This window comes from Mesorhizobium sp. M7A.F.Ca.US.008.03.1.1 (genome assembly GCF_003997495.1).
Classification (GTDB): domain Bacteria; phylum Pseudomonadota; class Alphaproteobacteria; order Rhizobiales; family Rhizobiaceae; genus Mesorhizobium.
The window spans coordinates 56,589-82,155 of sequence record NZ_RZRU01000022.1 but is presented as its reverse complement, the minus strand read 5'-3'; the positions used below and the strand labels follow the sequence as shown (position 1 = coordinate 82,155).

Annotated in this window: 34 protein-coding genes and 2 tRNA genes; 17 read left to right on the top strand and 19 right to left on the bottom strand. The window is 62.8% G+C overall.

The features are described 5' to 3' along the window. Positions 1-54: 54 nt before the first annotated feature. The 5 genes from EOA16_RS25650 to EOA16_RS25630 all read right to left on the bottom strand — a co-directional run bounded on the left by EOA16_RS25650 (position 55) and on the right by EOA16_RS25630 (position 5,463). Entirely contained in the window at positions 55-1,212 is a 1,158-nt protein-coding gene (locus tag EOA16_RS25650; protein WP_127260690.1) for an amino acid ABC transporter permease, read from the bottom strand. 9 nt (positions 1,213-1,221) lie between these two features. After that, positions 1,222-2,409 (bottom strand): amino acid ABC transporter permease, encoded by a 1,188-nt coding sequence (locus tag EOA16_RS25645; RefSeq protein WP_127260689.1) that lies wholly within the window; start codon positions 2,407-2,409, stop codon positions 1,222-1,224. A gap of 63 nt (positions 2,410-2,472) precedes the next feature. Continuing rightward, positions 2,473-3,501, bottom strand: a complete 1,029-nt coding sequence (locus EOA16_RS25640; RefSeq protein ID WP_024505009.1) for an amino acid ABC transporter substrate-binding protein — start codon at positions 3,499-3,501, stop codon at positions 2,473-2,475. Positions 3,502-3,942: 441 nt separating this feature from the next. Further along, positions 3,943-4,818, bottom strand: a complete 876-nt coding sequence (locus EOA16_RS25635; protein WP_127260688.1) for a DUF2182 domain-containing protein — start codon at positions 4,816-4,818, stop codon at positions 3,943-3,945. Between the two features lie 9 nt (positions 4,819-4,827). After that, entirely contained in the window at positions 4,828-5,463 is a 636-nt protein-coding gene (locus EOA16_RS25630; RefSeq protein WP_127260687.1) for a DUF1326 domain-containing protein, read from the bottom strand. 513 nt (positions 5,464-5,976) lie between these two features. Here EOA16_RS25630 and EOA16_RS25625 point away from each other — a divergent pair. The 5 genes from EOA16_RS25625 to EOA16_RS25605 all read left to right on the top strand — a co-directional run bounded on the left by EOA16_RS25625 (position 5,977) and on the right by EOA16_RS25605 (position 10,215). Next, positions 5,977-7,158 (top strand): cystathionine beta-lyase, encoded by a 1,182-nt coding sequence (locus EOA16_RS25625; protein ID WP_127260686.1) that lies wholly within the window; start codon positions 5,977-5,979, stop codon positions 7,156-7,158. A 232-nt stretch (positions 7,159-7,390) separates the two neighbouring features. Further along, positions 7,391-8,452, top strand: coding sequence for an HPP family protein (locus EOA16_RS25620; RefSeq protein WP_127260685.1), 1,062 nt, complete (start codon positions 7,391-7,393; stop codon positions 8,450-8,452). Positions 8,453-8,579: 127 nt separating this feature from the next. Continuing rightward, positions 8,580-9,254: an RNA polymerase sigma factor gene (locus EOA16_RS25615; RefSeq protein ID WP_127260684.1), complete on the top strand. Its 675-nt coding sequence runs from the start codon at positions 8,580-8,582 to the stop codon at positions 9,252-9,254. A 116-nt stretch (positions 9,255-9,370) separates the two neighbouring features. Beyond that, a complete protein-coding gene (locus EOA16_RS25610; protein ID WP_127260683.1) occupies positions 9,371-9,895 on the top strand; it encodes a DUF4142 domain-containing protein in 525 nt (174 codons plus the stop codon). An 11-nt stretch (positions 9,896-9,906) separates the two neighbouring features. Beyond that, positions 9,907-10,215 (top strand): cupredoxin family copper-binding protein, encoded by a 309-nt coding sequence (locus EOA16_RS25605; RefSeq protein ID WP_127260682.1) that lies wholly within the window; start codon positions 9,907-9,909, stop codon positions 10,213-10,215. Here the strand turns inward: EOA16_RS25605 and EOA16_RS25600 are convergent. Then, entirely contained in the window at positions 10,176-11,057 is an 882-nt protein-coding gene (locus EOA16_RS25600; RefSeq protein ID WP_127260681.1) for a crotonase/enoyl-CoA hydratase family protein, read from the bottom strand. The genes EOA16_RS25605 and EOA16_RS25600 overlap by 40 nt on opposite strands. A gap of 88 nt (positions 11,058-11,145) precedes the next feature. Here EOA16_RS25600 and EOA16_RS25595 point away from each other — a divergent pair, with 88 nt between their 5' ends. Continuing rightward, entirely contained in the window at positions 11,146-11,733 is a 588-nt protein-coding gene (locus tag EOA16_RS25595) for a TetR/AcrR family transcriptional regulator (RefSeq protein ID WP_164754387.1), read from the top strand. Here the strand turns inward: EOA16_RS25595 and EOA16_RS25590 are convergent. The 4 genes from EOA16_RS25590 to EOA16_RS25575 all read right to left on the bottom strand — a co-directional run bounded on the left by EOA16_RS25590 (position 11,730) and on the right by EOA16_RS25575 (position 15,627). Further along, positions 11,730-12,956 carry an anion transporter gene (locus EOA16_RS25590; protein WP_127260679.1) on the bottom strand — a complete coding sequence of 409 codons (1,227 nt, stop codon included), beginning with the start codon at positions 12,954-12,956 and terminating at the stop codon, positions 11,730-11,732. The genes EOA16_RS25595 and EOA16_RS25590 overlap by 4 nt on opposite strands. 145 nt (positions 12,957-13,101) lie before the next feature. Next, a complete protein-coding gene (locus EOA16_RS25585; protein ID WP_127260678.1) occupies positions 13,102-14,064 on the bottom strand; it encodes a glycosyltransferase family 4 protein in 963 nt (320 codons plus the stop codon). Between the two features lie 295 nt (positions 14,065-14,359). Continuing rightward, a complete protein-coding gene (locus EOA16_RS25580; RefSeq protein WP_023814104.1) occupies positions 14,360-15,148 on the bottom strand; it encodes a GGDEF domain-containing protein in 789 nt (262 codons plus the stop codon). Between the two features lie 257 nt (positions 15,149-15,405). Beyond that, a complete protein-coding gene (locus EOA16_RS25575; protein ID WP_027037861.1) occupies positions 15,406-15,627 on the bottom strand; it encodes a hypothetical protein in 222 nt (73 codons plus the stop codon). Positions 15,628-15,931: 304 nt separating this feature from the next. Between EOA16_RS25575 and EOA16_RS25570 the strand changes: the two genes are divergently transcribed. Genes EOA16_RS25570 through EOA16_RS25560 form a run of 3 tightly spaced genes read left to right on the top strand, consistent with a single transcriptional unit; the run spans position 15,932 to position 16,818 of the window. Further along, the gene (locus EOA16_RS25570) at positions 15,932-16,219 is read left to right on the top strand and encodes a hypothetical protein (RefSeq protein ID WP_164754386.1); all 288 of its coding nucleotides are present in this window, start codon (positions 15,932-15,934) and stop codon (positions 16,217-16,219) included. Further along, the gene (locus EOA16_RS25565; protein WP_127260677.1) at positions 16,216-16,497 is read left to right on the top strand and encodes a helix-turn-helix transcriptional regulator; all 282 of its coding nucleotides are present in this window, start codon (positions 16,216-16,218) and stop codon (positions 16,495-16,497) included. The genes EOA16_RS25570 and EOA16_RS25565 overlap by 4 nt, the downstream gene beginning before the upstream one ends. 39 nt (positions 16,498-16,536) lie before the next feature. Beyond that, on the top strand, positions 16,537-16,818 hold the full coding sequence (locus EOA16_RS25560; protein ID WP_127260676.1) for a hypothetical protein: 282 nt from the start codon (positions 16,537-16,539) through the stop codon (positions 16,816-16,818). An 86-nt stretch (positions 16,819-16,904) separates the two neighbouring features. Here EOA16_RS25560 and EOA16_RS25555 read toward each other — a convergent pair. Both EOA16_RS25555 and EOA16_RS25550 read right to left on the bottom strand, forming a co-directional pair. Continuing rightward, a tRNA-Arg gene (locus EOA16_RS25555) sits at positions 16,905-16,981 on the bottom strand. Positions 16,982-17,027: 46 nt separating this feature from the next. Continuing rightward, positions 17,028-17,333 (bottom strand): ETC complex I subunit, encoded by a 306-nt coding sequence (locus tag EOA16_RS25550; RefSeq protein ID WP_127260675.1) that lies wholly within the window; start codon positions 17,331-17,333, stop codon positions 17,028-17,030. A 124-nt stretch (positions 17,334-17,457) separates the two neighbouring features. On the opposite strand from EOA16_RS25550, the gene EOA16_RS25545 reads away from it, so the two are divergent. Further along, a tRNA-Pro gene (locus tag EOA16_RS25545) sits at positions 17,458-17,534 on the top strand. Positions 17,535-17,634: 100 nt separating this feature from the next. Then, positions 17,635-17,916 carry a hypothetical protein gene (locus EOA16_RS25540; RefSeq protein WP_127260674.1) on the top strand — a complete coding sequence of 94 codons (282 nt, stop codon included), beginning with the start codon at positions 17,635-17,637 and terminating at the stop codon, positions 17,914-17,916. A 14-nt stretch (positions 17,917-17,930) separates the two neighbouring features. Here the strand turns inward: EOA16_RS25540 and hdaA are convergent, their stop codons facing one another. Genes hdaA through EOA16_RS25525 form a run of 3 tightly spaced genes read right to left on the bottom strand, consistent with a single transcriptional unit; the run spans position 17,931 to position 20,368 of the window. Next, positions 17,931-18,635 (bottom strand): DnaA regulatory inactivator HdaA, encoded by a 705-nt coding sequence (gene hdaA, locus EOA16_RS25535; protein WP_127260673.1) that lies wholly within the window; start codon positions 18,633-18,635, stop codon positions 17,931-17,933. 1 nt (position 18,636) lies between these two features. Beyond that, the gene (locus EOA16_RS25530) at positions 18,637-19,839 is read right to left on the bottom strand and encodes an AI-2E family transporter (protein ID WP_127260672.1); all 1,203 of its coding nucleotides are present in this window, start codon (positions 19,837-19,839) and stop codon (positions 18,637-18,639) included. Next, on the bottom strand, positions 19,811-20,368 hold the full coding sequence (locus EOA16_RS25525; RefSeq protein WP_127260671.1) for a CDP-alcohol phosphatidyltransferase family protein: 558 nt from the start codon (positions 20,366-20,368) through the stop codon (positions 19,811-19,813). Before EOA16_RS25525 ends, EOA16_RS25530 begins: the two co-directional genes overlap by 29 nt. A 240-nt stretch (positions 20,369-20,608) precedes the next feature. On the opposite strand from EOA16_RS25525, the gene purM reads away from it, so the two are divergent. The 6 genes from purM to EOA16_RS25500 are packed head-to-tail and all read left to right on the top strand — an operon-like array spanning position 20,609 to position 23,583. Then, positions 20,609-21,688, top strand: coding sequence for a phosphoribosylformylglycinamidine cyclo-ligase (purM, locus tag EOA16_RS25520; RefSeq protein ID WP_127260670.1), 1,080 nt, complete (start codon positions 20,609-20,611; stop codon positions 21,686-21,688). Further along, complete coding sequence (gene purN / locus EOA16_RS25515; RefSeq protein WP_127260669.1) at positions 21,685-22,398, top strand: phosphoribosylglycinamide formyltransferase; 714 nt, start codon at positions 21,685-21,687, stop codon at positions 22,396-22,398. Before purM ends, purN begins: the two co-directional genes overlap by 4 nt. A 54-nt stretch (positions 22,399-22,452) precedes the next feature. After that, positions 22,453-22,728, top strand: coding sequence for a type II toxin-antitoxin system ParD family antitoxin (locus EOA16_RS25510; RefSeq protein ID WP_127260668.1), 276 nt, complete (start codon positions 22,453-22,455; stop codon positions 22,726-22,728). A 4-nt stretch (positions 22,729-22,732) separates the two neighbouring features. After that, positions 22,733-22,927, top strand: coding sequence for a hypothetical protein (locus EOA16_RS25505; RefSeq protein ID WP_245456022.1), 195 nt, complete (start codon positions 22,733-22,735; stop codon positions 22,925-22,927). Then, on the top strand, positions 22,843-23,025 hold the full coding sequence (locus tag EOA16_RS33325; RefSeq protein WP_348630368.1) for a type II toxin-antitoxin system RelE/ParE family toxin: 183 nt from the start codon (positions 22,843-22,845) through the stop codon (positions 23,023-23,025). Before EOA16_RS25505 ends, EOA16_RS33325 begins: the two co-directional genes overlap by 85 nt. A gap of 48 nt (positions 23,026-23,073) precedes the next feature. Beyond that, positions 23,074-23,583 (top strand): histidine phosphatase family protein, encoded by a 510-nt coding sequence (locus EOA16_RS25500; protein ID WP_127260667.1) that lies wholly within the window; start codon positions 23,074-23,076, stop codon positions 23,581-23,583. A 37-nt stretch (positions 23,584-23,620) separates the two neighbouring features. On the opposite strand, the gene EOA16_RS25495 is transcribed toward EOA16_RS25500, so the two are convergent. The 4 genes from EOA16_RS25495 to dapB all read right to left on the bottom strand — a co-directional run bounded on the left by EOA16_RS25495 (position 23,621) and on the right by dapB (position 25,561). After that, on the bottom strand, positions 23,621-23,845 hold the full coding sequence (locus EOA16_RS25495; protein WP_127260666.1) for a DUF680 domain-containing protein: 225 nt from the start codon (positions 23,843-23,845) through the stop codon (positions 23,621-23,623). Positions 23,846-23,906: 61 nt separating this feature from the next. Further along, positions 23,907-24,134, bottom strand: coding sequence for a DUF680 domain-containing protein (locus EOA16_RS25490; RefSeq protein ID WP_023812599.1), 228 nt, complete (start codon positions 24,132-24,134; stop codon positions 23,907-23,909). Positions 24,135-24,181: 47 nt separating this feature from the next. Beyond that, a complete protein-coding gene (locus EOA16_RS25485) occupies positions 24,182-24,385 on the bottom strand; it encodes a DUF680 domain-containing protein (protein WP_127260665.1) in 204 nt (67 codons plus the stop codon). A gap of 396 nt (positions 24,386-24,781) precedes the next feature. Then, positions 24,782-25,561 (bottom strand): 4-hydroxy-tetrahydrodipicolinate reductase, encoded by a 780-nt coding sequence (dapB, locus tag EOA16_RS25480; protein WP_127260664.1) that lies wholly within the window; start codon positions 25,559-25,561, stop codon positions 24,782-24,784. Between the last annotated feature and the right edge of the window lie 6 nt (positions 25,562-25,567).

The following is a 25,567-nucleotide window of genomic DNA, read 5'->3' as shown; positions in this document are numbered from 1 at the left end:
GTTGTGAGGCATGTCGTTATCCCAAAACCGCTATACACTTTTGGGCGACATGGATCAGCGTTTGTGGCCGGTGTCGAGCCGGCGTTCGGTGTACATTGAATAGCGCGACATGCCGAAGCAGAACAGCCAGAAGACGAAGGCGGCGAAGATCAGGCCGGACCTCGCCGTCTGCGCGGTTGCCCAGTTTGCATCGGAAAAATTCTGTTTGACGATGCCGAGCAGGTCGAACATCGAGATGATGATGACCAGGCTGGTGTCCTTGAACATGCCGATGAAGGTGTTGACGATGCCCGGAATGACCAGTTTCAGCGCCTGCGGCATGACGATGAAATACATCTTCTGCCAATAGCCGAGGCCGAGCGAATCGGCACCTTCATACTGGCCCTTGGGGATCGCCTGCAGGCCGCCTCGCACCACTTCGGCCATATAGGCGGCGGCAAACAGCGAGACGCCGATCAGCGCCCGCAGGAACTTGTCGAAGGAGACGCCGGCCGGCAGGAACAGCGGCAGCATGACGCTGGCAAAGAACAGCACGGTGATCAGCGGGATGCCGCGCACCGTCTCGATGAAGACGACGCACAGCGTCTTGATGATCGGCATCTTGGAACGGCGGCCGAGCGCCAGCACGATGCCGAGCGGCAGCGACACGGCAATGCCGACGAAGGACAGGCTGAGCGTTACCAGCAGCCCGCCCCACATCGAGGTCTCGACATGCGGCAGGCCGAACATGCCGCCGACCAGCAGGACGAAGGCGACGACCGGCAGCACGAAGAACAGCAGAACCGCATTCAGCCCTTTGCGCGGCACCTTCGGGATGAGCATCGGCACCAGCAGCGCGACGAGCAGGATGGCGACCAGGATCGGCCGCCAGCGCTCCTCGATGGGATAGCGCCCGACCATGAACTGGCCGAATTTGGCGTTGACGAAAGCCCAGCAGGCGCCGGTCCAGCCATCCGGCTGGATGCCGCCTTGCGCCACCGTGGCGCATACGGTCCGGTCCGGTCCCGTCCACACGGCGTTGATGAACGCCCAGTTGATGATTTGCGGCAGGATCATCGCCACCAGGGCGATGCCGACGATTGTCAAAATGGTGTCGCCGGCAGAGGCGATCAGGTTCTTGCGCACCCACGCACCGAGGCCGGTGACGCTGGCGGGCGCCGGCTGCGCCAGCACCATTTCGGTGCGCACCCAGGACATATCATGTTCTTGCATGTCCTTACCTCACCTCTCCACCAGCGCCATCTTGGCGTTGAACCAGTTCATCACAAGCGAGGTCAGGAGGCTGATGGCGAGATAGATCACCATCATGATCACCACGCCCTCGACGGCCTGGCCGGTCTGGTTCAGCACCGTCCCGGCGGTCGCCGTCAGGTCCGGATAGCCAATGGCGATGGCCAGCGACGAGTTCTTGGTCAGGTTGAGATACTGGCTGGTCAGCGGCGGAATGACGATGCGCATCGCCTGCGGCACGACGACAAGCCGCAGGATCGATCCGGACCGCAACCCCAACGCACCGGCAGCTTCCGTCTGGCCCGCGCTGACACCCCGGATGCCGGCGCGCACGATCTCGGCGATGAAGGCGGCGGTATAGCAGGACAGCGCCAGATAAAGCGACAGGAACTCCGGCCGGACCTGGAAGCCGCCGGTCAGGTTGAAAGTCGACTGCTTCGGGTAGTCGAAACTCAGGGGAAAGCCGCTCAGCGCATAGGCGAGCAGCGGCAGCCCGACGATCAGCGCCGCGGATGTCCAAAACACCGGAAATTGCTGGCCGGTCGCCATCTGCCGTTGCCGCGCCCTGCGCGCGACGAACCACGCCATGGCGATGCCGACGAGCAGGGCGACGAAGATCAGCCATGAGCCGTCGCCCCACACGGCACGTGGGAAATAGAAACCGCGCTGGTTGAGGAAGGAGCCGAACGGCAAACCGATGCTGTCGCGTGGCGCCGGCAGCACGGCCAGCACGCCGGAATACCAGAAGAAGATGACCAGCAGCGGCGGGATGTTACGGAAGACCTCGACATAGACGGTGCAGATCTTCCTGATCAGCCAGTTCTGCGAGAGCCGGCCGATGCCGATGACGAAGCCGATGATCGTCGCGGTGATGATGCCAACGATGGCGACGATGACCGTGTTGATGAGGCCGACCAGAATGGCGCGGCCATAGGTGGAATCCGACGAATAGGCGATGGCGCTCTCGCTGATGTCAAAGCCGGCGCGGCCCTTCAGGAAGCCGAAGCCTGAAGCGATGCGCAGCCGCGTCAGGTTGTCGATGACATTGTGGGCAATCCACCAGACGCCCGCCACCAGCAGCACGACGACCAGCACCTGGAAGAATATGCCCCGGATTTTCGGATCGTTGATGAAGGAACCGCGGCTGGGCTCCTCGCGAAGTACTTCCTGCGATGCCATTCGACCGTCCCCTGGAAAGAGAAACCGGGAGGCAGATGATCTGCCTCCCGGATCACATTTCGATCAGCGGATCGGCGGCGCGTATTGCAGGCCGCCCTTGGTCCACAGCGCGTTGATGCCGCGCGCGATCTTCAGCGGGCTGCCCGAGCCGACATTGCGCTCGAACATTTCGCCATAATTGCCGACCGCCTTGACGATGTTGACCACCCAGTCATTGGAGACGCCGAGATCGGTACCGATCTTGGTATCGGCTTCCTGGCCGAGCACGCGCTTGATCTCGGGGCTGGCCGAGTTCTTCATCTCATCGACATTGGCCTTGGTGATGCCGAGCTCTTCAGCCTGCAGCAGCGCGAAATAGGTCCACTTGACGATGTGGTACCACTGGTCGTCGCCCTGGCGAACGGCCGGTCCGAGCGGCTCCTTGGAGATGATCTCGGGCAGCACGACGTGATCAGCCGGCGATCCCAGCGTCAGGCGAATGCCATAGAGGCCCGACTGATCGGTGGTGTAGACGTCGCAGCGGCCGGCATCATAGGCGGCGTTGACCTCTTCCAGCTTTTCGAAGACGACGGGATTGTACTCCATCTTGTTGGCCTTGAAGTAGTCGGCCAGGTTCAGCTCGGTGGTGGTGCCGCTCTGCACGCAGACGGCGGCGCCCGAAAGCTGCAATGCCGAATTGACGCCCGGCAGCTTCTTGGCGTTGATCATGAAACCCTGGCCGTCATAGTAGGTGACGCCGATGAAATTCAGGCCGAGTGCCGTGTCGCGGTTGATGGTCCAGGTGGTGTTGCGCGACAGAATGTCGATCTCGCCCGACTGCAGCGCGGTGAACCGCTCCTTGGCGCTGAGCGGCGTGAACTTGACCTTGGAGCCGTCACCAAAGACGGCGGCCGCGACAGCGCGGCAGAAATCCGCATCGATGCCTTGCCAGTCACCCTTGTCGTCCGGCGCCGAAAAGCCGGCCAGGCCAGTGGAGACGCCGCACTGGATGAAGCCCTTCGCCTTGACCGTGTCGAGAGTGGCCGCCGACGCGGCCGACGCCATCAATCCCAGCGTGGCGGCGCCAAGAATGCCGATAGCAATATGTTTCATGACCCACAGACCCTTTTCTCTGTTTTTCAGGAGTAAATCCTGATTTTTTTCTCCCGTGTGAACGCGGCTTCATCCCGGCCCATCCCGAAACCCCGCATCGTAACCGACGCGCCGCCTCCCATTCACAAATGTCATCGAAGGCGATAATTCCTGTGAGGTCAAGGGAAATGACCCAAACCCGAAGAGTTTGAAAACCGATTGCCGCAAATGCCCGATTTACAGACAAACACGCCCGCGATTTAGCCAGCAGGGCCAATAAAGGCGGCAAAGCTCATGCAACGCCAACACGAAGCCAATACGGGCCGCCGCAGCGAAATCCAACCCGGGCAATACCTCGTCGTTGTTGACCTCCGCGTGCGACGAACTACCATGTCCCAAGATTGTCATCTGACAATTTACCGGCGACTGCATACCAATACAGGTCGCAGACAGAGACTGTTCTCAAAAGGCTTGAAAGACGATCCAGGTCCCGATGGCAGCCATCAACGCGCCTGAAACGCGCGGAATCAGCTGCCCGGTCGGCACCGTCTTCTCCAGCAGAACAAGGATGGCGATGCCGGCTATCCACAGCACGTTCATGACACCACCGACGAACAGCAGGGCCATCAGCGCCCAGCAGCATCCCAGGCAATAGGCGCCGTGATCCATGCCGAGCCGAAGCGCGCCGAGCGGGGCGGAGCGGAATCCGCCATGGCCGGCCAGGAACGCGATCGGCGCCTGACATTGGCGCAGGCAGACGCCCTTCATCGGCGTCCATTGATAGAGACCGGCGGCGATCAGAACGAGGCCGCCGAGGATCGCGCTGCCGGTCGCCATCGAGGGATCGAGCAAGGCAAGGCGGGCGAGCAGCCATTGCGCACCCGTCGCCAGGAGGCTGAAGACGACCCAGACGGCGAGATAGCCGGCAAAAAACCATCCTGTCGAAGCGATGGGCCTGCCATCCGCCCGCGCCTTGCGGCCGACACCGGCATAGAGCAGCAACATCGGTGCGACCGAAGGCGTCATCATGCCGACCATCATCACCGCCCACATCGTGAAAGTGAAAGCGAAATCGGCCAATGCCCAGGCCCGGAAGCCGGGCGCTACGGCGGCGCCCATATCTATGCCGGCCATACCCGTGTTCGACCCGTCCATGTTCGACATGTCCATTCCGGCCATGTCACCGCCTCCGCTGTCCGGCAAGGGAGAGCCGGGCATGACCATGTCGGCGGCGAGCCACAGCACATAGGCCCAGGCGAGCACGGCAATCACCACGAGCGCGGCCATCACGACCACGCGATCGCGCCGCAGCACCGCCTCGAGGGCCGTATCGCCCATTGGATCAGATCAATGCACGATGCCGCTCTGCGTGAGATGCAGATTGGCGAAATGGCTGTGCGTATCGGCCAGCTCGAACTTGATCGGGCCCGTCGCCTTGGTCCAGCCGCGCCCGACCTCGGCGATCGCGTACTCGAAGCCGTGCGGCAGGTCGATGCGCGCCTGGTGCGCGGCGCCAGTAACCGGATTCCGGATTGGCTCGCCGCGACCGTCGGTTATACCGTCGACATGCAACTGACTGGTTCGCGCGTCGACGTCGATCTTGAATTCGATCGGCGCAAAGATCGGGTCGTGGAATTTCTCCAGCGTGGTCGAAAAAACCTGGAAGATGGTTGCACCCGGCTCGGTATCCAGACCGCCCAATATGCGAAGCAGCGCGCCACGTTGGGCTTCCGTCGCCCTCTCGTCGATAACCACCGCGGCTTCGCCCCCGCCCTGGTGTATGGCGCCGGGCCAACTGAAAATCCCGACGAACCGCAACCCGTCGAGCTTGGTGTCGCCGTGATGGCCGCTCTCGATTTCCATGCCGGCAACCGCCTGGCAGAATCCGTATGTGGGCATGGCGTTGAACTGGCACGGGCAGCCATAGGCGCAGTTGCAGTTGATGAATTCGCGCGCCTTCATGGCCCATTTGACGTCCGGCATGGCATTCCTCCCTTGCCGCGCTCACGCTTCGTGAGCGCGATCCGGATCGTGGAGGACCAGAAGTCAACCGGCAGCAACCATCCGGCAGCATCTGATCGAAGCAATCCGGCGATTAATATTAGCCTGTCATCATATACCATTCACAGCCGCTCACAATAGGCCGATCGGCGGGGACAAGGGGTCCGAAGGCAGGTCAACAAAAGACCTGACGACAACCAGTTCGGCGGTGTCGGCAGCTTTTGTGCCGGTAGCTTTTGTGCCAATCGCTTTTCATGATAGGAATTTTTTCTTGACTCCGTGCCCTCAGCTATGGTACATATTCATCCATGGTGCTGATTTGCGCCAATGACCCGCCGCACAGGCGGGTTTTTCGTTTGATACCCTGTCCCCGCATCGCTGTTTTTGCCGCGACGAATTGGCATATTCGAAGTCCATCTCCTGGCGGACGGTGGCTGTTGCACGGTCCATGCCGCCGCACTATGGCTAGCGGCTTGTCAAACAAGGCGACGCAGAATGGCGAAAGACGGCGAGCACCTTAGCGGCGGGATGGGCATCAACACGCGGCTTGCCCATTCTGGCAACAATCCGCATGACTATTTCGGCTTCGTCAATCCGCCGGTGGTGCATGCTTCGACCGTGCTTTTTCGCGATGCGGCTTCGATGGCGGCGCGAACCCAGAAATACACTTACGGCACGCGCGGCACACCGACGACCGATGCGCTTGCCCATGCCATAGACGCGCTGGAAGGCTCGGCAGGCACGATCGTGGTGCCGTCGGGCCTTGCGGCGGTGACGGTGCCGCTGCTCGCCTTCGTGTCGGCCGGCGACCATCTGCTGATCGTCGATACCGTCTATCATCCGACGCGCAATTTCGCCGACACGATGCTGAAGCGGCTGGGTGTCGAGGTCGAGTATTACGCCCCCGATGTCGGCGCCGGCATTGCGGCGTTGATCAAGCCCAACACCAAGGTGGTGTTCACGGAATCGCCGGCTTCCAACACGTTCGAGGTGCAGGACATCCCGGCCATCGCCAAGGCGGCGCACGCCGCGGGCGCCATCGTCATGATGGACAACACCTGGGCGACGCCACTCTATTTCCGCCCGCTCGACCACGGCGTCGACATCTCGATCCATGCGGCGACCAAATACCCGGCCGGCCATTCCGACGTGCTGCTTGGCACGGTGTCGGCCAATGAGAGCTGCTGGAAGCATCTTTACGAGAGCTTCTGCACGCTTGGCTGCTGCGCCGGACCCGACGACGTCTACCAGGTGCTGCGCGGCCTGCGCAGCATGGGCGTACGCCTCGAGCACCATCAGCGCAGCACGCTTGCCATCGCTTCGTGGCTCGAGGGCCAGAAGGGCGTGGCCCGCGTGCTCCACCCTGCCCTTCCCAGCCATCCGGACCACGACCTGTGGAAGCGCGACTTCTCCGGCTCGAGCGGCATCTTTTCCATCGTGCTTGCCGGTGGCGGCCAGAAGCAGCAGCACGCTTTCCTCGACGCGCTGCGGATTTTTGGCCTCGGCTATTCCTGGGGCGGCTATGAGAGCCTTGCCGTACCGGTCTGGCTCGGCGACCGCGTTGTGGCAAAAGCCCCCTATGAGGGGCCGTTGATCCGCCTGCAGATCGGCCTGGAGGATGTCGACGACCTGAAGGCCGACATTTCGCGCGGCCTAACCGCCGCAGCGGCGGCCTAAAGCGTGTCGCGCCTGAGGGCTTCAGGCGACCCGCTTCAGGTCTTTGTTTTGGGGCATGTCGTTCTCCCAAAACCGAGGTCACTTTTGGGCGACAGGCACTAGCGGAATTCTATTCCCTCAAATTGCGGTTTCCCGGATCGGTTTGGCTTTCAAATTCAACGATGCCGCGTCATTGCGGTGCGATCGGCACATTTTCGACTTCCCCTGGAATACCGGCAGAGTTTTCGACCCCATGGCTTTCCGCCTTTTTGTTCCCATTCTTGCCGGCGCGACGCTGCGCGAGCGTCTCGTCGCCTGTATCGGCGCGACGATCGGCATTGCACTCACCGGTGTGATCGCCAGCCTTGTGCTCGGCAACGGCCCGCACGTGCCGCTGCTGGTGGCGCCGATGGGGGCATCGGCGGTGCTCCTGTTCGCCGTGCCCGCCAGTCCGCTGGCACAGCCATGGTCGATTATCGGCGGCAACACGATATCGGCACTGGTCGGCGTGATCGTGGCGCATTTCATCCACGAAACCGCCCTTGCCAGCGGCGTCGCGGTGGCACTGGCCATCGCCGCCATGTCGTTCACGCGCTGCCTGCATCCGCCGGGCGGAGCGGCCGCGCTGACCGCGGTGCTGGGAGGGCCTGCCGTCATCAGCGCCGGCTTCCTGTTTCCATTCGTGCCGGTGGCGCTGAACTCGATCCTGCTGGTGGCGCTCGGCTACGGCTTCCACAGGCTGGCCCGCCGCAATTATCCGCATGTACCGGTTGCAGCGCCGGTGAACAGCCACGGCACCGGCGATCCGCCGGCGCAGCTGCGCGTGGGCTTCCGGTCCGAAGACATCGATGCCGCGCTCGGCGCACTCGACGAGACGTTCGATATCGATCGCAACGATCTCGACCGGCTGCTGCGGCAGGTCGAATTGCAGGCGATGGTGCGCGCGCACAAGACCCTTCTGTGCGAGGACATCATGTCGCGCGATGTGATCTCGGTCGATGCTCACACCACCACCGAGGCGGCGCGCCAATTGCTGCTTGACCACAACATCCGGACCCTGCCGGTCGTCAATGCGGAAGCCAGGCTGGCAGGCACCGTGGGGTTGCGCGAACTCACCCAGGCCTCCGGGACGGTCGGATCCGTCATATCGCCCGCGGCAACAGCCGCCGCCGGCTTCGCCGCCATGGGTCTGCTGCCGGTGCTCACCGACGGCCGCAGCCATGCGGTCATCATCGTCGACGACGACAAGCGGATTCTCGGGCTGATCACCCAGACCGATCTGTTGGCGGCCACGGCACGCCTGCAGGCTGCCTGACAGGCGTCACTCGCGCGGTAAGGTACCGCCGCCGGCCCGCGAAAAATCTTCGGGAACCTTTTGCCGGCGACAGCGTCCAATCTCTCAATCGAGGTTCGGTCCGGAGATTGGGTTGAGGAAACTGGCCATGCCTGCTGTCTTGACGGCCGTGCCTTCCGCCGTGCCAGGCGAGATGCAGCTTGTGCGCCGCGCGCTGGCGCGCGACGGCGATGCCTTCCGCACCATCATCAAGACACACAATCAGCGGCTCTACCGGATCGCGCGCGGCGTCGTACGCAATGACAGCGAGGCCGAGGACATCGTGCAGGAGGCCTACGTCAAGGCTTTCGCCCATCTCGATGCGTTTCGCGGCGACTCCTCGCTCGCCACATGGCTGTCGCGCATCGTCATCAACGAGGCGCTCGGCCGCCTGCGCAAAAGGCGCAGAACGGTCGCACTGCCGGAAAATCCGCAAGCCGAGATCATCCAATTCCCCCTCAATCCCAGCGACGATCCGGAACGGACGATGGCGCAAAGGCAGATCCTCCAGCTGGTCGAGCAGGCCACCGACAGCCTTCCCGATGTCTACCGGACGGTGTTCGTGGCGCGGGTGATCGAGGGGCTGAGCATCGAGGAGACCGCCGATCTCCTCGGCGTGCGGCCGCAAACCGTCAAGACGAGGCTGCACCGCGCGCGGGCCCTGGTGCGCAAGGCGCTGGATGACCAGATCGGACCGGTGCTGCTCGATGCCTTCCCCTTCGCTGGCCGGCGTTGCGAACGACTGACCAGCGCCGTGATGCGGCGGCTCGGGCTGGAAAGCTGAGCCTCCCCGGATTCAGTTGATTTTGGCGGGAACGTTTGCCGCTGACCAGCATCCAATGATCGTCAACCGAAAAACACAGTCCGGCGCGATTTTCATCCCCGGACGAAGGAGATGCCATGTCTATCCGACACACTGCCGCGCTCGCTGCCCTGCTGCTGCTTGGCGCGTCCCCGTTCGCACAGGCCGCCGACAAGCCGACCGACCCGCAGATCGCCCATATCGCCTACACGGCCGGGGTCATCGATGTCGAGGCGGCCAAGCAAGCGCTCAAAAAGTCGAAGAACAAGGAGGTGCTCGCCTTCGCCAAGGATATGGTGCGCGACCATGAGGCGGTGAACGTGCAGGCGCTCGATCTGGTCAAGAAACTCAAGGTGACGCCGGAAGACAATGCCACCAGCCAGGCGCTGAGCAAGGCCGCTGCCGAGGAGCGGGCCAAACTCGCCAAGCTCAAGGGCGCGGCCTTCGACAAGGCCTATGTCGACAACGAGGTCGCCTACCACAAGCAGGTCGACGGCGCGCTCGAAACCCTGCTCATCCCGTCGGCCAGCAATGCCGAACTGAAGAGCCTGCTGGAAACCGGCCTGAAGATATTCCAGGGCCATGAGCAGCACGCCGAACACCTCGCCGGCATGCTGAAGTAAGGATCGGGAGCATGCCGAAATGCCATCTGTGGATTGCCTTGACGCTGGCCGCAGGTATCGCACCGGCGCAGGCTGAAACCGTCCAGGTCACCATCGACAGGCTGGTGTTCTCTCCGGCCACGGTCGAGGCCAAGGTCGGCGATACGATCGAGTGGGTGAACAAGGATGTGTTCGCCCACACGGCCACCGTGAAAGGCGGCTGGGAGGTGATGATCCCGCCGAAGAAATCCGCCAGCCTGACATTGAAGACGGCAGGACCGGTCGATTACTTCTGCCGCTTTCACCCCAACATGAAAGGCCGTTTGGTGGTGGCGCCCTGATCCAGTGCCAACGAGTCTCGCCTGGCCTCGTCGGGGCGCGCGATATGCGTCCACGAGCCGTCATAGCCCGGCTCGCCGCGCGCCATCCAGGCATTCAGCCCTTCGCGCAGATCAGCGGTCGGGACTATGCGGGCGAACTGCTCGGCCTCGATCAGCAAGCCTTCGGCGATGCTCTGGTTGAGGCCGCGCGCCACCGCCGTGAGGATGCCGGCAATCGCCAGATCGGAGTGCCGCAGGATACGCCTGGCCAGGCCAATCGCGGCCGGCATCAACTCGGCATGCGGCACAACCTCGTTGACGAGACCCAGCTCAAGCGCCCGCGGCGGCGCAAACCAGTCGCCGGTCAACAGCAGTTCAAGCGCCCGCTTGCGCCCGGCAAGCCTGGGCAAGCGTTGGGTTCCGCCAAAGGTCGGCGGCATTGCAAGGTTGATTTCCGGCTTGGCGAACAAAGCGCGGTCGCTGGCGATGGCGAGCGGCACCGCCTCGGTGATTTCGCAACCGCCACCAAAGGCAATGCCGTTGACGGCAGCGATGACGGGCTTGCGGTAGGCTTCCAGCCTCGCCGTCAGCCGCTGTCCGCGCATGACAAAGTCCCGCATCGCAACATCGACGCCAAGCGCCACGCTGGCCGAGAACTCGTGAATGTCGCCGCCCGCCGAAAACGCCCGCTCCCCTGCTCCGGTAAGAATGACCGCACGGACGCTGTCATCGACTTCAATGTCGTCGAGGACCGCAAGCAGGCGATCGATCAGGGCATAGTTCAGCGCGTTGAGCTTCTCCGGCCGGTTGAGGGTGAGGATGGCAATCCCATCCCTGGTCTCGTTAAGGACAAGATCGGTCATCAGCTGTTCCTCCTTCATCATGCATACGAACCGGAAGACTAGGCCCTTTTCCGCTTGTGTATATTCACTAGTCGGTATACCTAGGCTCATGCCTGACACGCAAAGTCCTACCCGCAAACGCATTGTCGATGCCGCGACCAGGCTCTTCTATGCGGAAGGAATCGGTCGCGTCAGCGTCGATGCCGTCGCCGAGGAAGCGGGTCTCACTAAGCGCACGCTCTACTACCATTTCAAAAGCAAGGACGACCTGATCGCCGCCTATCTCGATGGCCGCGACCAACCCAATCTGAAGCGGATGGCGGGCTGGTTCGATGCTGCCGAAGGCGGCGCGGACCGCAAGGTCGAGGCGATCTTCACCAATCTGGCGAGGTCCGCTCGCCACCCGAAATGGAAAGGATGCGGCTTCCTGCGCACGGCCGCCGAACTCGCCTCGATGCCCGGACATCCGGCGGTCAAGGTCGGTGCGCGGCACAAGCTGAATTTCGAAACATGGCTGGCCCGCGCCTTGTCGGACCATGGCGTCGCGGAGCCGCAAACCCTGGCACGCGAGATCGTGCTTTTGATCGACGGCTCCTTTTCGATCATGCTGATCCACCGCAACCCCGATTACATCGAGGCCGCCGGACGCGCCGCGGCGACGCTGGTGCGGGCGCGAATTTCAGGCAGTCAGGTTTAGAACCCAAACGCCAGCCATGATGTGCCGGCCGCCAGCGTTATCAGCGTCAACGGCAAGCCGACCTTGAAGAAGGCACCGAACGACAGCGTCGTACCGGCGGCCCGTGCCTGCTCGGCGACGATCAAATTGGCGACCGAACCCAGCAGCGTGAAATTGCCGGCCAGCGTCGAGCTCATGGCGACGACCAGCCAGGCGCGCTCGGGGTTTTCCAGGCCGGGTATGAAAGGCCGAAGCGCCAGCACGGCCGGGACATTGCTCATGATGTTGGAGAGCACCGCGGTGAAACCGGACAGCCGCCAGACATCGTCCAGAGCCAGGTTCTTGGCCGAGGCGATCATGTCGGGCGAAAGCAGCGTCTTTTCGGCGCCGGCGACGACAACGAACAGACCGGCGAACATGAACAGCAGCGGCCCGTCGATCTCGCGGTAGATGCGTTCGGGCTTTATCGCGCGGGTGAGCAAGAGGATGGCGCCGCCGATGAGTGCTGCCTTGGCGACCGGCACGCCGGCGAAGAAGGCGATCGCCAGCCCGATGCAGACCACCACCGCCTTCAGCACCTGTCCCTTGTGCATGCGGCCACGCGAGACCTCTGGCGTCAGTTGGACCGTTCGGGCGAATTCAGCCCGGTATACGATACGGATAATGACGACGACCGCGACGAGGCCGAACAGGGCGACCGGAGCGAGCGCTGCCGAAAAGGCCGGATAGGAAATGCCCGACAGCGCACCGATGACCATGTTTTGCGGATTGCCGGTGATGGTCGCGACGCTGCCGCAATTCGACGCGGTGGCGGTGGCGATCAGATAGGGGATCGGGTTGCGCTTGATCACTCGGGTGACGTGGACGACGATCGGCGCCATGACGAGGCAGATGGCGTCGTTGACCAGGAAGGCGGACAACACGCCGGTCAGCAGCGTCACCATCACCAAAAGCATGAAGGGCGCGTGCGCGTGCTCGATGGCGACGGCGCCAAGGCCGCGAAAGGCGCCCGACACTTTCAGATGCGCCACCACGATCATCATGCCGAGCAGAAGCGTAATGGTGTCGAAATTGATCGCCCGGTAGGCATCCTCCATGCTGAGCGCGCCGATGGCGATCATCGCGGCCCCGCCGAGAAGCGCGATCCCCGCCCGGTCGAGGCGCAGGCCGGGGATGCGGCCGATGGCGACACCGGCGTAAGTCAGGATCAGGATCAGCAGTGCCGCCGCGCCCATCAGTGTCATCGGTAAGAAGTCCTGCCCAGTCTGTGGCGCGCCGCTGCCTGTCAGCCCCAATGGTCCGCTTTGCGTGCCTGCTTTAGCGCGATGTCGAGATCGATGACAGCGGGCATGTTGTTGCGCCAAGCACAGCCCAAGGGATGACGTGCCGCTAACGCAGATAGAAATCCAGCCTCTGTCGCAGTGCCTGCGGTGAAAACAGCTGCTCGACGGTCTGCCGTGCCTTGAGGCCCACTGCGGTCCGCAGCGCCCGATCGGCTTTGAGATCGGCCAGTATCCGCGCCGCCTGCTGGGTCGTTTCGAACAAGAAACCGTTTTCGCCATGCCTGATATGGTCGGAATAACCGCCATATGAATGGCAGACCACGGGCAACCCGCAGGCCATCGCCTCGAACACGACGCGACCGAAGGTTTCCACATGCCAACCGGTGCGATAGTAAAACACGTCGAGCGTCTGCAGAAACTCTTCGGCGGTAAATTGGCCGGGTGGGAACAGCTCGAGTTGCGGATGCGGCATGAGGCTGCCCTTGAGCCCTGTCCCTCCCTGAATCCGCAAGGCTGTGCCTTCGGCCAGCAATCTCTCGTAGAGAGATATGTCATCGGGATGATGTTTGCCCGGCCCATCGCGGCTCAAGCGTCCGACGGTGAACGGACGATCCGAATCCAGACGCCGTGGTGAAAAACGTTCGATATCGATCGGAGACGGATGCACGGTGCCATCGATTTGGAGCATCCGTCTCTGAAAATCGGAAATCAGCACCAGTTCGGCGTCGGGCCAGTTCAGCATGCGGGGCATGCGCCTCGTCAGCGACATGATTTTCGGGTGAAAGGTATTGAAGACATAGATCAGCCGGCGCGGCCGCGGGATCAGGTAAGGCCACATCTTGTTGCGCCAATGCGAGCCGAGAAAGACGTAGGTACCCCCATTCGGTACATCCCACTTCGACAGTGAGACGCGGCGAATCGGGAAATTCCGCATCAACTCGGCGGACACACTGGAGGAGGTTGCCCACAGATGCACCTCGGAGTCGGCACTCAACAGCCGGTGCAGTTCCAAAGCTTCAAGGTCACTGCCGCCGAAGGGATCCTGAAAGCCGTTGAACAAATGGATCATAATAGCTGTGCTTACCTGACCGTTTCCGCCATTGTTCGCCGGCGTCAAAAATCATGATCGCACGTCGGCCGTAACCCTTGGAAACTCAGGAGTGAGAACCGTTTCTGCCGACAACGAAACATCGGCAACGCGGGGGAGTATACCGGTAAGCGGTTGCAGTCCATGGCCTATCGAGCCGGCATGCTATCCGTAAAGATCGGAATCCCGGCATATGACCGTAAGCATTGAAGCGTAGAGAAAGCGGCCTGCGTCGGTTTTGAGAGCTTCCCGATCAGCCATCCGCAAGTTTAAGCCCTCAATGCACGGTGGCGACCCCGGGCGCAGGCGCCGGAGACGTTCCGGCCGGATCGAAGCTGACTTGATCGCGTCCGTTCGACTTGGCCGTGTAAAGCCTTTTGTCGGCAGCGGAGAAGATTTCCTCATAGGTGATCGGGCCGGTAAAGCTTGTGCCGCCGATGCTGACGGAAAGCGGACAAGGCCTGCCGCCGGGAGAGAATTCCATCTCCCTGATACGCCGGCGGATGCTTTCGGCAACCACCCAGGATTGCGAGGGATCCACGCCGGGCAAAAACACGCCGAATTCTTCGCCACCGATGCGGCCGACGATATCGCCGCCACGCAGTTGCCCCTTGATCGCCTGCGCTATCAGCTTGAGCGCCTGATCGCCGCAATCATGGCCCAGCCGGTCATTGATCGACTTGAAGTGGTCGGCGTCGATGATCAGCAGCGCCCCCGAACGGGTCTGCTCCTGCTTGCGGGTCTGCTCGAGATAGGCTTCGACCAGCATCGAGAAGGCGCCACGGTTCAGCACCGCCGTCAGGCTGTCGGTCGCGGCGATGACGCTGAGATCGCGCTGCGCGATGGCCAGCTGGCGAATCTTCCACATCAGGAAAAACAGAAACGAGCCGCCCAGCACCAAAGGCAGCATCAGGTCGGTCATCTGCGCCCGCCACACGGCCTCGGGCGAAAGATAGGGAAAATTGAAGGAATCGACGAAGAACGCCACGGCAATGAAGAATGCCGTACCGACCGCCGTGACAGCGATCACCCTGCCCCAGCTCGTCGGCGACAGATCGAGCTTCATCGCGTTCAACTCCGTTAGCCGTCGCTACTATGACGCGCCAACCCAAACAAATTGATAAGACTTTCCCTCCAATTCGATATCGGGCGGCGGAATCAAACCACAGGCCAGCCAGCACCTGTCGATGACTTGCGACAGACGCTTGCGCAGACGCAACAAGACGGCCGCTGGAAAGCAGCCATCCTGTTTCAGAGCTTGAAGGCGTGGGCCAATTGCCGGCCGAGCAAGGGCAAAACGGCGCGAAGCCAGACCGCCCGTCGTCAGTTGAGCGTCGGTTCACCCAGCGCATCGACGACAAAGGATGCCGCGATCAGGTCGTCGGCATCGAGACGCAAGGAGCCTCCGTCGCCTCCCATGGCCGAAGCCACTTTTTGAAAGGTCTTCATTTCGTATTCCGTGATCCGGGCGTCCTGCATCCTGGCCTTGAGATCGGCGATGCGCCGATCGAGGGCCGAGGATATTCCTATTTCTCGCTTCGACATGGCAACACTCCTCCCCACCCTTGTTTGCCTCCCGCCTGTCCACTTTTATATGAGGGTCCGCGAATACAGCGGGCCGAACGCGCCGTGCGCGGGAAGGTTCCGAAAAGGCTGGGTAACGAAATAATACGCTGGCGATGCGGCTGCCCGAGCCATGCCAAATCCCCTCATCATCATGCAGAGTTGAACAGGTTGCGGTATCTGCCGCTGCTGGGGCGGCCCCGCATGAGAAGCCGATTGCGCCGACTTGCTATATCAGGCGCGGCTAATCCTTGACGACGGCGGATGCCGCCCCAGAATCAGAGGCATGGCAATAATAAAGGTCGGCGACGAGGTGGCGGTCATGGCGACGGTGCTGAAGCGCGTCACGGAAGACCGCGTCAGCGTGTCGATCCCCGGTTACAACTTTCCGCATTCGGTCATTGATCCGGCGACCGGGCTGACCAGAGGCCAGCAGATGGAATTATCCGGCGGCGTTACTCGGATCGACGGCGACAAGGTCACGGTATCGCTCGGGACAATGGTCACGGTCGATCCGGACAAGGTGCGCCTGGTGCAAAGCCATGTCCCGCAGCGAAGGAGTCTCAGGATGTGATCAAGCGAAGCTCCACCGTCTCAGGGATCCAGCCCCTTACCTCCCAGCAGTGCAGATCTGCACGAGCCATCCTGAAGTGGTCGCAGGTGCGACTCGCCGCGAAGTGCGGCCTTAGCGAAGGAACGATTGGCAGTTTTGAGAGCGGACGAAGGATTCCGAGTCCGGCCAAGCTGGCTGCCATCCGTCGAGGGTTGGAGGCTGCGGGCGTGGTTTTCATCGATCAGAGGGCCGCAGTGACCAAGAGCGGGCCGCCTCACGAAACTATTCGTGGAACGTAATTCAGATATCGCTGTTAAATCCCAAACGGGAGGCGCGCGATGTTCAGACGTGAAATCGGCATTGTTTCGGACTGGTCGAAATTGGTGGCGAACGATCCTCTGATCGCCGCCGATATAGCCCAGCGTCTTTCTGCGCGCGCTTGCAATGACAACGCTCCCGATGCCGCCGACGTCCCGTGGCCCGGCACCGAAACATTTCGAAATCCCGACTTCGCCGGCCTCGCGACACCCGCCGAATATCCTCGACCGATCGTGCTTCTAGCGACGATCTATGCGTCGACAGTTGTGGGGGTAACGCTGCTTCTGGCGGCGGCGCTTTGAGCGCACGAGGCCTGATGCCACTCTCTGAAAGCCCATGTCTCCGGTATAAACCGTGGCCTAAGTGTCCGGAACGGACCGAAAAGCTTTGGCGATCCCGACAGGATTCGAACCTGTGACCATCGGCTTAGAAGGCCGGTGCTCTATCCAGCTGAGCTACGGGACCGCTGGCCGGCCCTTGGGCCGGCTGGATATTTTGGCGCCGGGCGCGTTCAATGCGTCCAGGGCGTCCTGCGGTCATAGCGGAAATTCTCCGCATAGGAAATCTGGCGGCGCTTGGTCTCTTTCGGCTCTTCGACGCGGAAAGCGAGCCCTTGCTTTTCGGCGTAGGCCACCGCCTCTTCGCGCGTGTCGAAGCTAAGCCTGATCTGGCTTCTCATGTCTGCCGACGTCGTATAGCCCATCAGCGGGTCGATCTTCTTGCGCGACTCGGGATCGAATTCCAGCACCCAGTGGCCGGTCTTGGCCTTGCCGGACTGCATCGCGGTTTTGGCTGGGCTGAAAATGCGCGCGGACATGGCCACCTCGTTCTTGTGCAAGGCAGCATCGCCACCCTTTGCCCGTCATTACTGCGCAATGCGCATGGCGGCAAGGTTTTTGCACTTGCCATGCACCACCGAAATGAATAGGCAACAGACCGTTCGGAGTGTAGCGCAGCCTGGTAGCGCATCTGGTTTGGGACCAGAGGGTCGGGAGTTCGAATCTCTCCACTCCGACCATCCCCTCACAGCCCAATGCCCGGCGCAGCCATCTGGTCGCTTGCTCCGGCTCCGGTCGTGCTCCGGCGGCTGCGGGCCGATTCGGCAAACAGGGGTTCAGATGCTTGGAATCGATGCCTGGGTGTCGCTTTTCGGACCGGCCTACTTTGCCTATGCCGGCATCACCGTTCCGTTCATGGTGACGTGGGCAATTGCCTGCGCCGCACTGGCGATGTGGAACAACCGTGAAAGCCGCAGACAGGCGAGGCAGGCCCCAGGCGCCGTCGTCTCCCGCTCCTGGCGTGTCAGTATCGGCATGTTTGTGCTGGTCGCCGCCGGCTACATCGCCGTCCACTCTGCCGTCTACCTCGCGGTCCGTCACTTTGCCAGAATGTGGCTCTGAGACTGGCCTCTCAGCTAAATCTGGAATTCGCCCTGCCCTTCATCCATGGCGTTGACGGTTTCGGCTGCCAGCGCCCTGGTGATCGGCGTCTTGCGTTCGAGCGCGGTCCGGTCGAGCCGCTCCACCACGCGCATCGCAGTCGCCAGCGAGCGCTCGATGCGGCGGACCAGATACTGCACGACATGCGGTTCGACCTCGATCTGGCGGTCGGCGAACAGTTTTGTGATGACGCCTGCCAGCAGGAGATCGTCGGGTTCATGAATTTCGACTGTCGCGGCCGCCTTCAGCCGTGAGGCGAGATCAGGCAGACCGACACCCCAGGCAGAGGGAAAGCGGCGCGCCGTCAAAAGCAGTTGCGAGCCGGCACCACGCACCGCATTGATAAGATGGAACAGGCCTTGTTCGTCAACCGTCCCGGTATCGACATCGTCGATCAGCGCCGGCCGTGCGCCGAGATTGGCAATGCTGTCGCCGATGCGCCTGGCGTCGACCGCCACCGCATTGGCACGGGCGCGCCAGATCGAGGCCAGATGCGTCTTGCCCGAACCCGCGGGACCGGCCAGCACCACCACCGGCGATGGCCAGTCCGGCCAGCGGTCGACCAGCGCAACCGCCTGGTTGTTGGTGCCGGAGACGACGAGGTCGTCACGCGAATAGCCGGTGCCATGGCCGAGATCGAGCGGCAGCTGGCGCGGCGGGTCAGTTGGCTGGGCAGTCACTTCAGCGACGCGGTTGCGTGCGGTGGCCGCCGCCGCGATCGGCCGCAAGCTGCGGCACAGGTGCCGCGCCGCGGCCCTTGTAGAGCGGCGATTCGAGATAGCGGGCTATGGCGAACCGCACCAGCACGGCGACGGCGGCAGAAGCCGGCACGGCTATCAGCAGGCCGACGAAGCCGAACAGCGCGCCGAAGGCAAACAGCGAGAACATCAGCCATACCGGGTGCAGGCCGACGCTCTTGCCGACCAGCCGCGGCTGCAGGATGTTGCCCTCGATGAACTGGCCGATGAAGAACACGACCGCGACCGCGGCGATCATCGTCCAGTCCGGCCAGAACTGGACGAAGGCGACGCCGACGGCCAGCACCAGCCCGGTCAGCGAGCCGACATAGGGGATGAAGGAAATCAGCCCGGCGAACAGGCCGATGAGGATGCCGAAATTCAGTCCCGTCAGCGTCAGCCCGGTGGCATACATGGCGCCCAGCACCAGGCACAGCGTGCCCTGGCCGCGCACGAAGCCGGCTGTCGCGGTGTTGATGTCGCGGGCGATGGCGCGCACGGTCGCGACGTTGTCGCGCGGCACCCAGCCGTCGATGACCGCCACCATGCGGTCCCAGTCGAGCAGCATGTAGAAGGCGACCACCGGCGTCACCACGAACAGGCTGACCACCGAGACCAGCGCCATGCCGGAACTCCACAGCGAGGTGAAGACGGTGGTGACCAGGCCGAAGCCGGAGGTCAGCAGCGAATTCAGCCCGTCGCGCAAGCTATTGGCGTTGACGCCGAACTTCTGTTCCAGCCATTTCGGATCGAACGAGGTGATCAGGCTTTGCAGCCGGGTCAGATATTCCGGCAATTTGCCGGCGAAATCGGCCATCTGCGTGGCCAGAACCGGAATGAGGATGACGAAGGCCAGGACCAGCACGATGAGGAAGGTGATGAGGATGACCACCGTCGCCATGAAACGCGACAGGCCGAGCCGCTGCAGCCGGTCGGCGACGGGATCGAGGAAATAGGCAAGCACCATGCCGGCGACAAAGGGCAGCAGGATGGCGCTGAAAACATAGAGGAAAAGCGCAAGCAGCGCGGCGCCGGCCAGCCAGAAGAAGATCTGGCGGCGAAAGGTCGCGGACGCGGCGATGTCGGCGGCCGCGGCCTCGATCGCTGCCGCTTCTGTCTCAGATGTCCGGAGTGGAGCCTTCGTCATGTGAGTTCATGTGCCTCAGCCAAGTCACGAGATAGGCCGCGGCCGAAGCCACGGTCAAGACCCCGGACAGCAATATGAGGGCTGACCTCAGCGGGTCGAGGTGAACGGCAAGGGCAAGTTCTCCCAGCACAAGCGCGGCCAGCACGATCTGGATCGCGGTGTTGGCTTTCGACACGAACAACGGTTTCATCTCGACCGGATGGATCATGATGGCGGACAACACCACCGCGCCGACGATCAACGCGTCGCGCGACACCATGATGACGACAAGCCACAGCGGCAATTGCCCGATGAAGCTCATGACCACGAACACCGAAACCAGCAGCAGCTTGTCGGCCGCCGGGTCGAGATATGCGCCGAGCGTGGACTGCTGGTTGAAACGGCGGGCGATGAACCCGTCGACGCCGTCGGAAATGCCGGCGACGAGGAACCCGGCAAAAGCCCAGTCCCAGCGCGCCTGCAGCATCGCCAGCACCACCGCCGGCACCAGGACAAGGCGCAGGATGGTGATCAGGTTGGGGATGGTCAAATGCTTGGCACCTCCTCTTGGTCGGAGATAGATGATGAAGATGGTGGGTGGCAACAAGGGAGAAGCCGCCGATCTCCCCGCACGGGAGAGCGGCTTTCAGCCTGGCTCTCGCCAATCACGAGCGCCTGTACGCGCGCGCTGTCCACGGTTTTGTAGGCGGAGATGGCCGTTATCCTTGCGGACAGAAACCGTTCATGCGAAGAGCCCGCGACAAGGAAAATTGTTGAACGGGCACCAGAAATGAGCAAGCGCGACGTGAACAAGCGCAAGAACGGGCTCACCTATGCCGAGGCCGGTGTCGATATCGATGCCGGCAATCTCATGGTCGAGAAGATCAAGCCGCTGGTGCGCGCGACGCGCCGGCCGGGCGCCGATGGTGAGATCGGTGGGTTTGGCGGCTTGTTCGACCTCAAGGCGGCCGGGTTTACCGATCCGGTCCTGGTGGCGGCCAATGACGGCGTCGGCACCAAGCTCAAGATCGCCATCGATGCCGGCAAGCACGACACGATCGGCATCGACCTCGTCGCCATGTGCGTCAACGACATCGTCGTGCAAGGTGCCGAACCGCTGTTCTTCCTGGACTATTTCGCCACCGGCAAGCTCGATCCCGACCAGGGTGCCGCAATCGTCGGCGGCATTGCCGAGGGCTGCCGCCAGGCCGGCTGCGCGCTGATCGGCGGCGAGACGGCCGAGATGCCCGGCATGTATCACGGCAATGACTACGACCTCGCCGGCTTTGCGGTGGGCGCCGCCGAACGCGGCCAATTGCTGCCCACCGATGACATTGTCGAAGGCGACGTGCTGCTGGGCCTGGCTTCCTCCGGCCTGCATTCGAACGGCTATTCGCTGGTGCGCCGCATCGTCGCCGTCAGCGGTCTGGCGTGGAGCGATCCGGCACCGTTCAACGACGAGGCCACTCTGGCCGAGGCGCTGCTCGAGCCGACCCGGATCTACGTCAAGTCGATTCTCAAGGCGATCCGCAACACGCATGGCATCAAGGCGCTCGCCCATATCACCGGCGGCGGCTTCCCGGAAAACATTCCGCGCGTGCTGCCCAAGGATTTTTCGGCCGAGCTCGACCTCGAGGCGATCGACGTCCCTCCGGTGTTTTCGTGGCTGGCCAAGACCGGCGGCGTGGCGCCGGAAGAAATGATGCGCACCTTCAATTGCGGCATCGGCATGATCCTGGCGGTCGCGTCCGGCCAGGCGGCGCAGGTCGCCGCCGTGCTGCAGGAGGCCGGCGAGACGGTGACGCCGATCGGCCGCATCGTGCCGCGCCGCGACGCCGGCGTCATCTATCGGGGCTCGATCGGCCTATGAGCGCGCAGAGGAAACGCACCGTTGTCCTGATCTCGGGACGTGGCTCCAACATGACCGCGCTGATTGCCGCGGCCAGCGACCCGGCGTTCCCGGCAGAGATCGTCGGTGTTATTTCCGACAAGGCGGATGCCGCCGGGCTCGGCATCGCCAGGGCGCGCGGCATCGCCACGCAGGTCGTCTCGCGTGCCGACCATGGCAGCAAGCAGGCGCACGACGCCGCCATCGACGCGGCGCTCGCAGCCTTCAACGCCGAGATCGTGGCGCTGGCCGGCTACATGCGCATCCTCACCCCCGGCTTCGTCCAGAGATGGCAGGGCCGCATGATCAACATCCACCCTGCCCTGCTGCCGGCTTTCAAGGGGCTAGACACCCATGCGCGCGCACTGGCCGCCGGCATCCGCATCCATGGCTGCACCGTGCACTTCGTCACCTCCGAGATGGATGACGGCCCGATCATCGCACAGGCGGCCGTGCCGGTGATGGTCGGCGACACCGCCGATACTTTGGCAGCCCGCGTGCTGAAAACCGAACATCGGCTCTATCCGCTGGCACTGGGATTGGTTGCCGAAGGCAAGGCGCGCATGGAGGCCGGCCGTACCGTGCTCGCCCACTTTGCCGACGATGCCGACAACGGCACTTCGGTGGTGATGGCCCCCGACCCACTGCGCGAGGAAGCCGACCTCGAACATCTGGCGCGGATTACGCCTTGAATCCTTGAGGGCGGTAGCAAATATTGCTACCTTCTGGCCGAGGAGACAGGTTCGATGGCGACAGTCGAAAAAGTCAGCGTGGCGCTTTCGCCGGAACTGCTGGAGATGGTCAAGGACGCCGTTGACAGCGGGCGCTATGGTTCGGCAAGCGAAGTGATCCGCGAGGCACTGCGAGAATGGCGGCTGCGCCAGCCCTTGCGCGAGGCCGAGGCGGAGCGATTGCGCAAGGCGTGGACGGAGGGACTGGAGAGCGGCCCGTTCGCTGCTTTCGACATAGAGGACATCAAGCGGAAGGCCCGCGGCCGGCTCGTCGACGCTGTCAAGAAATAGGCCAATGGCAGGCGTGCAGATCATTCGCAGCCCGGCGGCGGAAGATGATCTTATCGACATCTGGCTCGCCATCGCCGAGCACAGCCCCCGTGCCGCCGATCATTTCTGGATACCATCGCCGAGCGCATCCTGCAGCTTACCGTTTTTCCCGAGTCCGGACCCCGAAGACCCGATATCGGCGCTGACACGCGAGCGCTGACCATCGGCAATTATCTAATTCTTTATCGTCGCGCCGAGGGCCGGATCGAAATTGTGCGCATCGTGCATGGCGCGCGCGATGTGTCGACGTTGCTCTGATGCATACCGGCCTCCCGGCACAATATTCCTTGGATCGAACAGAAACCAATGAAACAGCTCCTCCTGCTTCGTCACGCCAAATCCAGCTGGGACGATCCGGATCTCGATGATTTCGACCGACCCCTGGCCGAACGCGGAGTTAAGGCAGCCCGGTTGATGGGGCGCGAGCTTGTGGCGCGCGGCTGGCTGCCGGACCTGGCGCTGGTGTCGGCGGCGTTGCGCACCCGCGACACCTGGCGGCTGGTAGCAACTGAACTGCCCACTCACCCACGGACCGCGTTCATCGAGGCGCTCTATGGCGCTTCGGCGACAGGCATTCTGGGCCAGGTTCATCAAACGGACCCGTCGTGCGGCAGTTTGCTGGTGATCGCTCACAATTCGGGCCTGGAAGATCTGGCCAAACAGCTTGCGAGGTCGGGATCGGAAACTACGGCACGCAAGACACTCGATGAAAAATTCCCGACGTCAGCCCTTGCGCGCTTCGTCTTCGAAGGCGACTGGTCCGGCCTGTCCTCCGCCCGGCTGACACACTGCCTGCGGCCGAAGGATCTGGGCTAGAATCCAGGCGCGGCAGGCCAAACCTTCCGCTTGATAGTCAGTTGCCCCAGATGCCCTGTCCGGGGTCAGGCCAGTTGGTTGCGACCTTCATCGTGGTATCCACAGCCTTGTGCCCAGCCATGGTCTTCACCGAGCCGGTGACGGCGTGGTCAACGCTGTCAACCGGCTGGCTGGCACTGTTGGAGCCGTGGTGATCGCTGCCGGCAAGGGCGCTTGCGGTGCCGTACGGCTTTGTTCCCGGAAGCGGCATCGGCATCGTCATGCATAAAAACAAGAGCGGCGGGCAAAGCCCACCGCTCTTTGTGGTCGCAGACTTCAGAAAATCAACGACCCCAGATGCCCTGGCCCGACTGAGCCGGCACGTTGGCATTGGCATCACCCTGCGTCTTTACGGACTTCGGGATCGAGCCGGTGTGCGTGGTGTCGATGTTGGACACGGACTGGTTCGCAACCGGCTGGTTGGCATTGTAGGAGCCATAGTTGTCGCTGCCGGCAAAAGCAGTGCCCGTGGCAACGAGGATGGCGGCGGCGGTAAGAGCGATCTTGGTCATTTTAATTACTCCTGAGTTCAAGGTTAGGTTGATATCGGCAGTCGCGATCAGCGGCCGAAGAGATTGCGGTCAGCGCCCTGCGACGCTGGGGCCTGGACGGTCTGCGTCGACTTCGAGACCGAAGCGGTGATCGAATGGTCGACAGCGACGGCAGGCTGATTGGCGTTGGCCGAGCCATAGTTGTCGCTGCCGGCAAAAGCAGTGCCCGTGGCAACGAGGATGGCGACGGCGGTAAGAGCGATCTTGGTCATTTTAAGCACTCCAGTATTTGTCATGTCCGTCTAGTGGCGTGCCCTTGGGAGGAATTTCGCGTCGCTCGGACCACCCCGAGATGGGTTTGCCCTGTCGTGGATTCCAATCACGAAGATGTTCCCCCGCGGCTCGAATCCAGGCCTTGAAATTTGACACAGGGTCTCCGCGGTCATAATTTTAAACCTTTAAAATCAGACAGTTACACAGAAGTGCCCATCACCGGCCGCGATCATTCACCAGGCCGGCGTTCACTATCTGCTACACAGTGCGTCAACAGAAATCGAACTGAACGGTTCGGTTTGAAGCAGTCTGGCCGCATCAGACGCTTTCTAGGGGTGCGAAGGTGGACGAGGGTATGGGCCGGACATCCACTCCGGGGCGACAAATCGGCCCTGCTATGAGCCGTTCAGACCCAGCACGTCGCGCATGTCGTATTCGCCTGGCAGGCGTCCCTCGAGCCAGAGCGCGGCGGCGATGGCGCCGCGGGCGAACATGACGCGGTCGCCGGCCGCATGCGACAAGGTCACCAGCTCGCCGTCGGCGCAGAAGCTCACGCTGTGTTCGCCGATGATGCTGCCGCCACGCAGCACCGCGAAGCCGATCTCACCGGGAGGCCGCGCGCCAATGGTGCCATCGCGTGCGCGCCTTGCGACCGTCTCCAGATCGATGCCGCGTCCGCCGGCCGCGGCATGCCCCAGCATCAACGCCGTTCCCGATGGCGCATCGACCTTGTAGCGGTGATGCGCCTCGACAATCTCCACGTCCCAGTCATCGGGATCGAGTGCACGCGCCGCCTGCTCGACCAGTCCGACCAGCATGTTGAGACCGAGCGAAAAGCTGCCGGAGCGCACGATGGGAACTGTTTTCGCGGCGTCGGCGATCGCAGCCGATTGAGCGGCATCGAAACCCGTAGAGCCGATGACCAGGGCCGGCCCGCCGCGCTCGGCGCAAATCCTGGCCAGATCTGCCGAGGCAGCCGGCGTGGTGAAATCGATGACGATTTCGGCCACGGCGAGCGCCTCGTCACGGCTCACCAGACCTTGGCCGACACTGCCCGGCCGGTGGAAGCGGGCGGCGAGCGCCAGCCGCGCGTCGCCCTGCACGGCGTTCGCCATCTGGCGGCCCATGCGGCCCAGCGCACCCGCGATGGCGACCCTGACCGGTGGTTTCGACATGGGGCG

What these genes read in the sequence shown, in the direction of transcription:
- EOA16_RS25560 (WP_127260676.1), top strand. Translation starts at nt 16,537, where the DNA reads ATGTTCAGACGTGAAATCGGCATTGTTTCGGACTGGTCGAAATTGGTG.
- EOA16_RS25495 (WP_127260666.1), bottom strand. Translation starts at nt 23,845, where the DNA reads ATGACGATGCCGATGCCGCTTCCGGGAACAAAGCCGTACGGCACCGCA.
- EOA16_RS25645 (WP_127260689.1), bottom strand. Translation starts at nt 2,409, where the DNA reads ATGGCATCGCAGGAAGTACTTCGCGAGGAGCCCAGCCGCGGTTCCTTC.
- EOA16_RS25635 (WP_127260688.1), bottom strand. Translation starts at nt 4,818, where the DNA reads ATGGGCGATACGGCCCTCGAGGCGGTGCTGCGGCGCGATCGCGTGGTC.
- EOA16_RS25650 (WP_127260690.1), bottom strand. Translation starts at nt 1,212, where the DNA reads ATGCAAGAACATGATATGTCCTGGGTGCGCACCGAAATGGTGCTGGCG.
- purM (WP_127260670.1), top strand. Translation starts at nt 20,609, where the DNA reads ATGAGCAAGCGCGACGTGAACAAGCGCAAGAACGGGCTCACCTATGCC.
- EOA16_RS25615 (WP_127260684.1), top strand. Translation starts at nt 8,580, where the DNA reads ATGCCTGCTGTCTTGACGGCCGTGCCTTCCGCCGTGCCAGGCGAGATG.
- EOA16_RS25540 (WP_127260674.1), top strand. Translation starts at nt 17,635, where the DNA reads ATGCTTGGAATCGATGCCTGGGTGTCGCTTTTCGGACCGGCCTACTTT.
- EOA16_RS25585 (WP_127260678.1), bottom strand. Translation starts at nt 14,064, where the DNA reads ATGATCCATTTGTTCAACGGCTTTCAGGATCCCTTCGGCGGCAGTGAC.
- EOA16_RS25610 (WP_127260683.1), top strand. Translation starts at nt 9,371, where the DNA reads ATGTCTATCCGACACACTGCCGCGCTCGCTGCCCTGCTGCTGCTTGGC.
- EOA16_RS25570 (WP_164754386.1), top strand. Translation starts at nt 15,932, where the DNA reads ATGGCAATAATAAAGGTCGGCGACGAGGTGGCGGTCATGGCGACGGTG.
- EOA16_RS25620 (WP_127260685.1), top strand. Translation starts at nt 7,391, where the DNA reads ATGGCTTTCCGCCTTTTTGTTCCCATTCTTGCCGGCGCGACGCTGCGC.
- EOA16_RS25550 (WP_127260675.1), bottom strand. Translation starts at nt 17,333, where the DNA reads ATGTCCGCGCGCATTTTCAGCCCAGCCAAAACCGCGATGCAGTCCGGC.
- EOA16_RS25500 (WP_127260667.1), top strand. Translation starts at nt 23,074, where the DNA reads ATGAAACAGCTCCTCCTGCTTCGTCACGCCAAATCCAGCTGGGACGAT.
- EOA16_RS25605 (WP_127260682.1), top strand. Translation starts at nt 9,907, where the DNA reads ATGCCGAAATGCCATCTGTGGATTGCCTTGACGCTGGCCGCAGGTATC.
- EOA16_RS25640 (WP_024505009.1), bottom strand. Translation starts at nt 3,501, where the DNA reads ATGAAACATATTGCTATCGGCATTCTTGGCGCCGCCACGCTGGGATTG.
- dapB (WP_127260664.1), bottom strand. Translation starts at nt 25,561, where the DNA reads ATGTCGAAACCACCGGTCAGGGTCGCCATCGCGGGTGCGCTGGGCCGC.
- EOA16_RS25580 (WP_023814104.1), bottom strand. Translation starts at nt 15,148, where the DNA reads ATGAAGCTCGATCTGTCGCCGACGAGCTGGGGCAGGGTGATCGCTGTC.
- EOA16_RS25505 (WP_245456022.1), top strand. Translation starts at nt 22,733, where the DNA reads ATGGCAGGCGTGCAGATCATTCGCAGCCCGGCGGCGGAAGATGATCTT.
- EOA16_RS25490 (WP_023812599.1), bottom strand. Translation starts at nt 24,134, where the DNA reads ATGACCAAGATCGCTCTTACCGCCGCCGCCATCCTCGTTGCCACGGGC.
- EOA16_RS25485 (WP_127260665.1), bottom strand. Translation starts at nt 24,385, where the DNA reads ATGACCAAGATCGCTCTTACCGCCGTCGCCATCCTCGTTGCCACGGGC.
- EOA16_RS25530 (WP_127260672.1), bottom strand. Translation starts at nt 19,839, where the DNA reads ATGACGAAGGCTCCACTCCGGACATCTGAGACAGAAGCGGCAGCGATC.
- purN (WP_127260669.1), top strand. Translation starts at nt 21,685, where the DNA reads ATGAGCGCGCAGAGGAAACGCACCGTTGTCCTGATCTCGGGACGTGGC.
- EOA16_RS25600 (WP_127260681.1), bottom strand. Translation starts at nt 11,057, where the DNA reads ATGACCGATCTTGTCCTTAACGAGACCAGGGATGGGATTGCCATCCTC.
- EOA16_RS25590 (WP_127260679.1), bottom strand. Translation starts at nt 12,956, where the DNA reads ATGACACTGATGGGCGCGGCGGCACTGCTGATCCTGATCCTGACTTAC.
- EOA16_RS25575 (WP_027037861.1), bottom strand. Translation starts at nt 15,627, where the DNA reads ATGTCGAAGCGAGAAATAGGAATATCCTCGGCCCTCGATCGGCGCATC.
- EOA16_RS25595 (WP_164754387.1), top strand. Translation starts at nt 11,146, where the DNA reads ATGCCTGACACGCAAAGTCCTACCCGCAAACGCATTGTCGATGCCGCG.
- EOA16_RS25625 (WP_127260686.1), top strand. Translation starts at nt 5,977, where the DNA reads ATGGCGAAAGACGGCGAGCACCTTAGCGGCGGGATGGGCATCAACACG.
- EOA16_RS25510 (WP_127260668.1), top strand. Translation starts at nt 22,453, where the DNA reads ATGGCGACAGTCGAAAAAGTCAGCGTGGCGCTTTCGCCGGAACTGCTG.
- EOA16_RS25630 (WP_127260687.1), bottom strand. Translation starts at nt 5,463, where the DNA reads ATGCCGGACGTCAAATGGGCCATGAAGGCGCGCGAATTCATCAACTGC.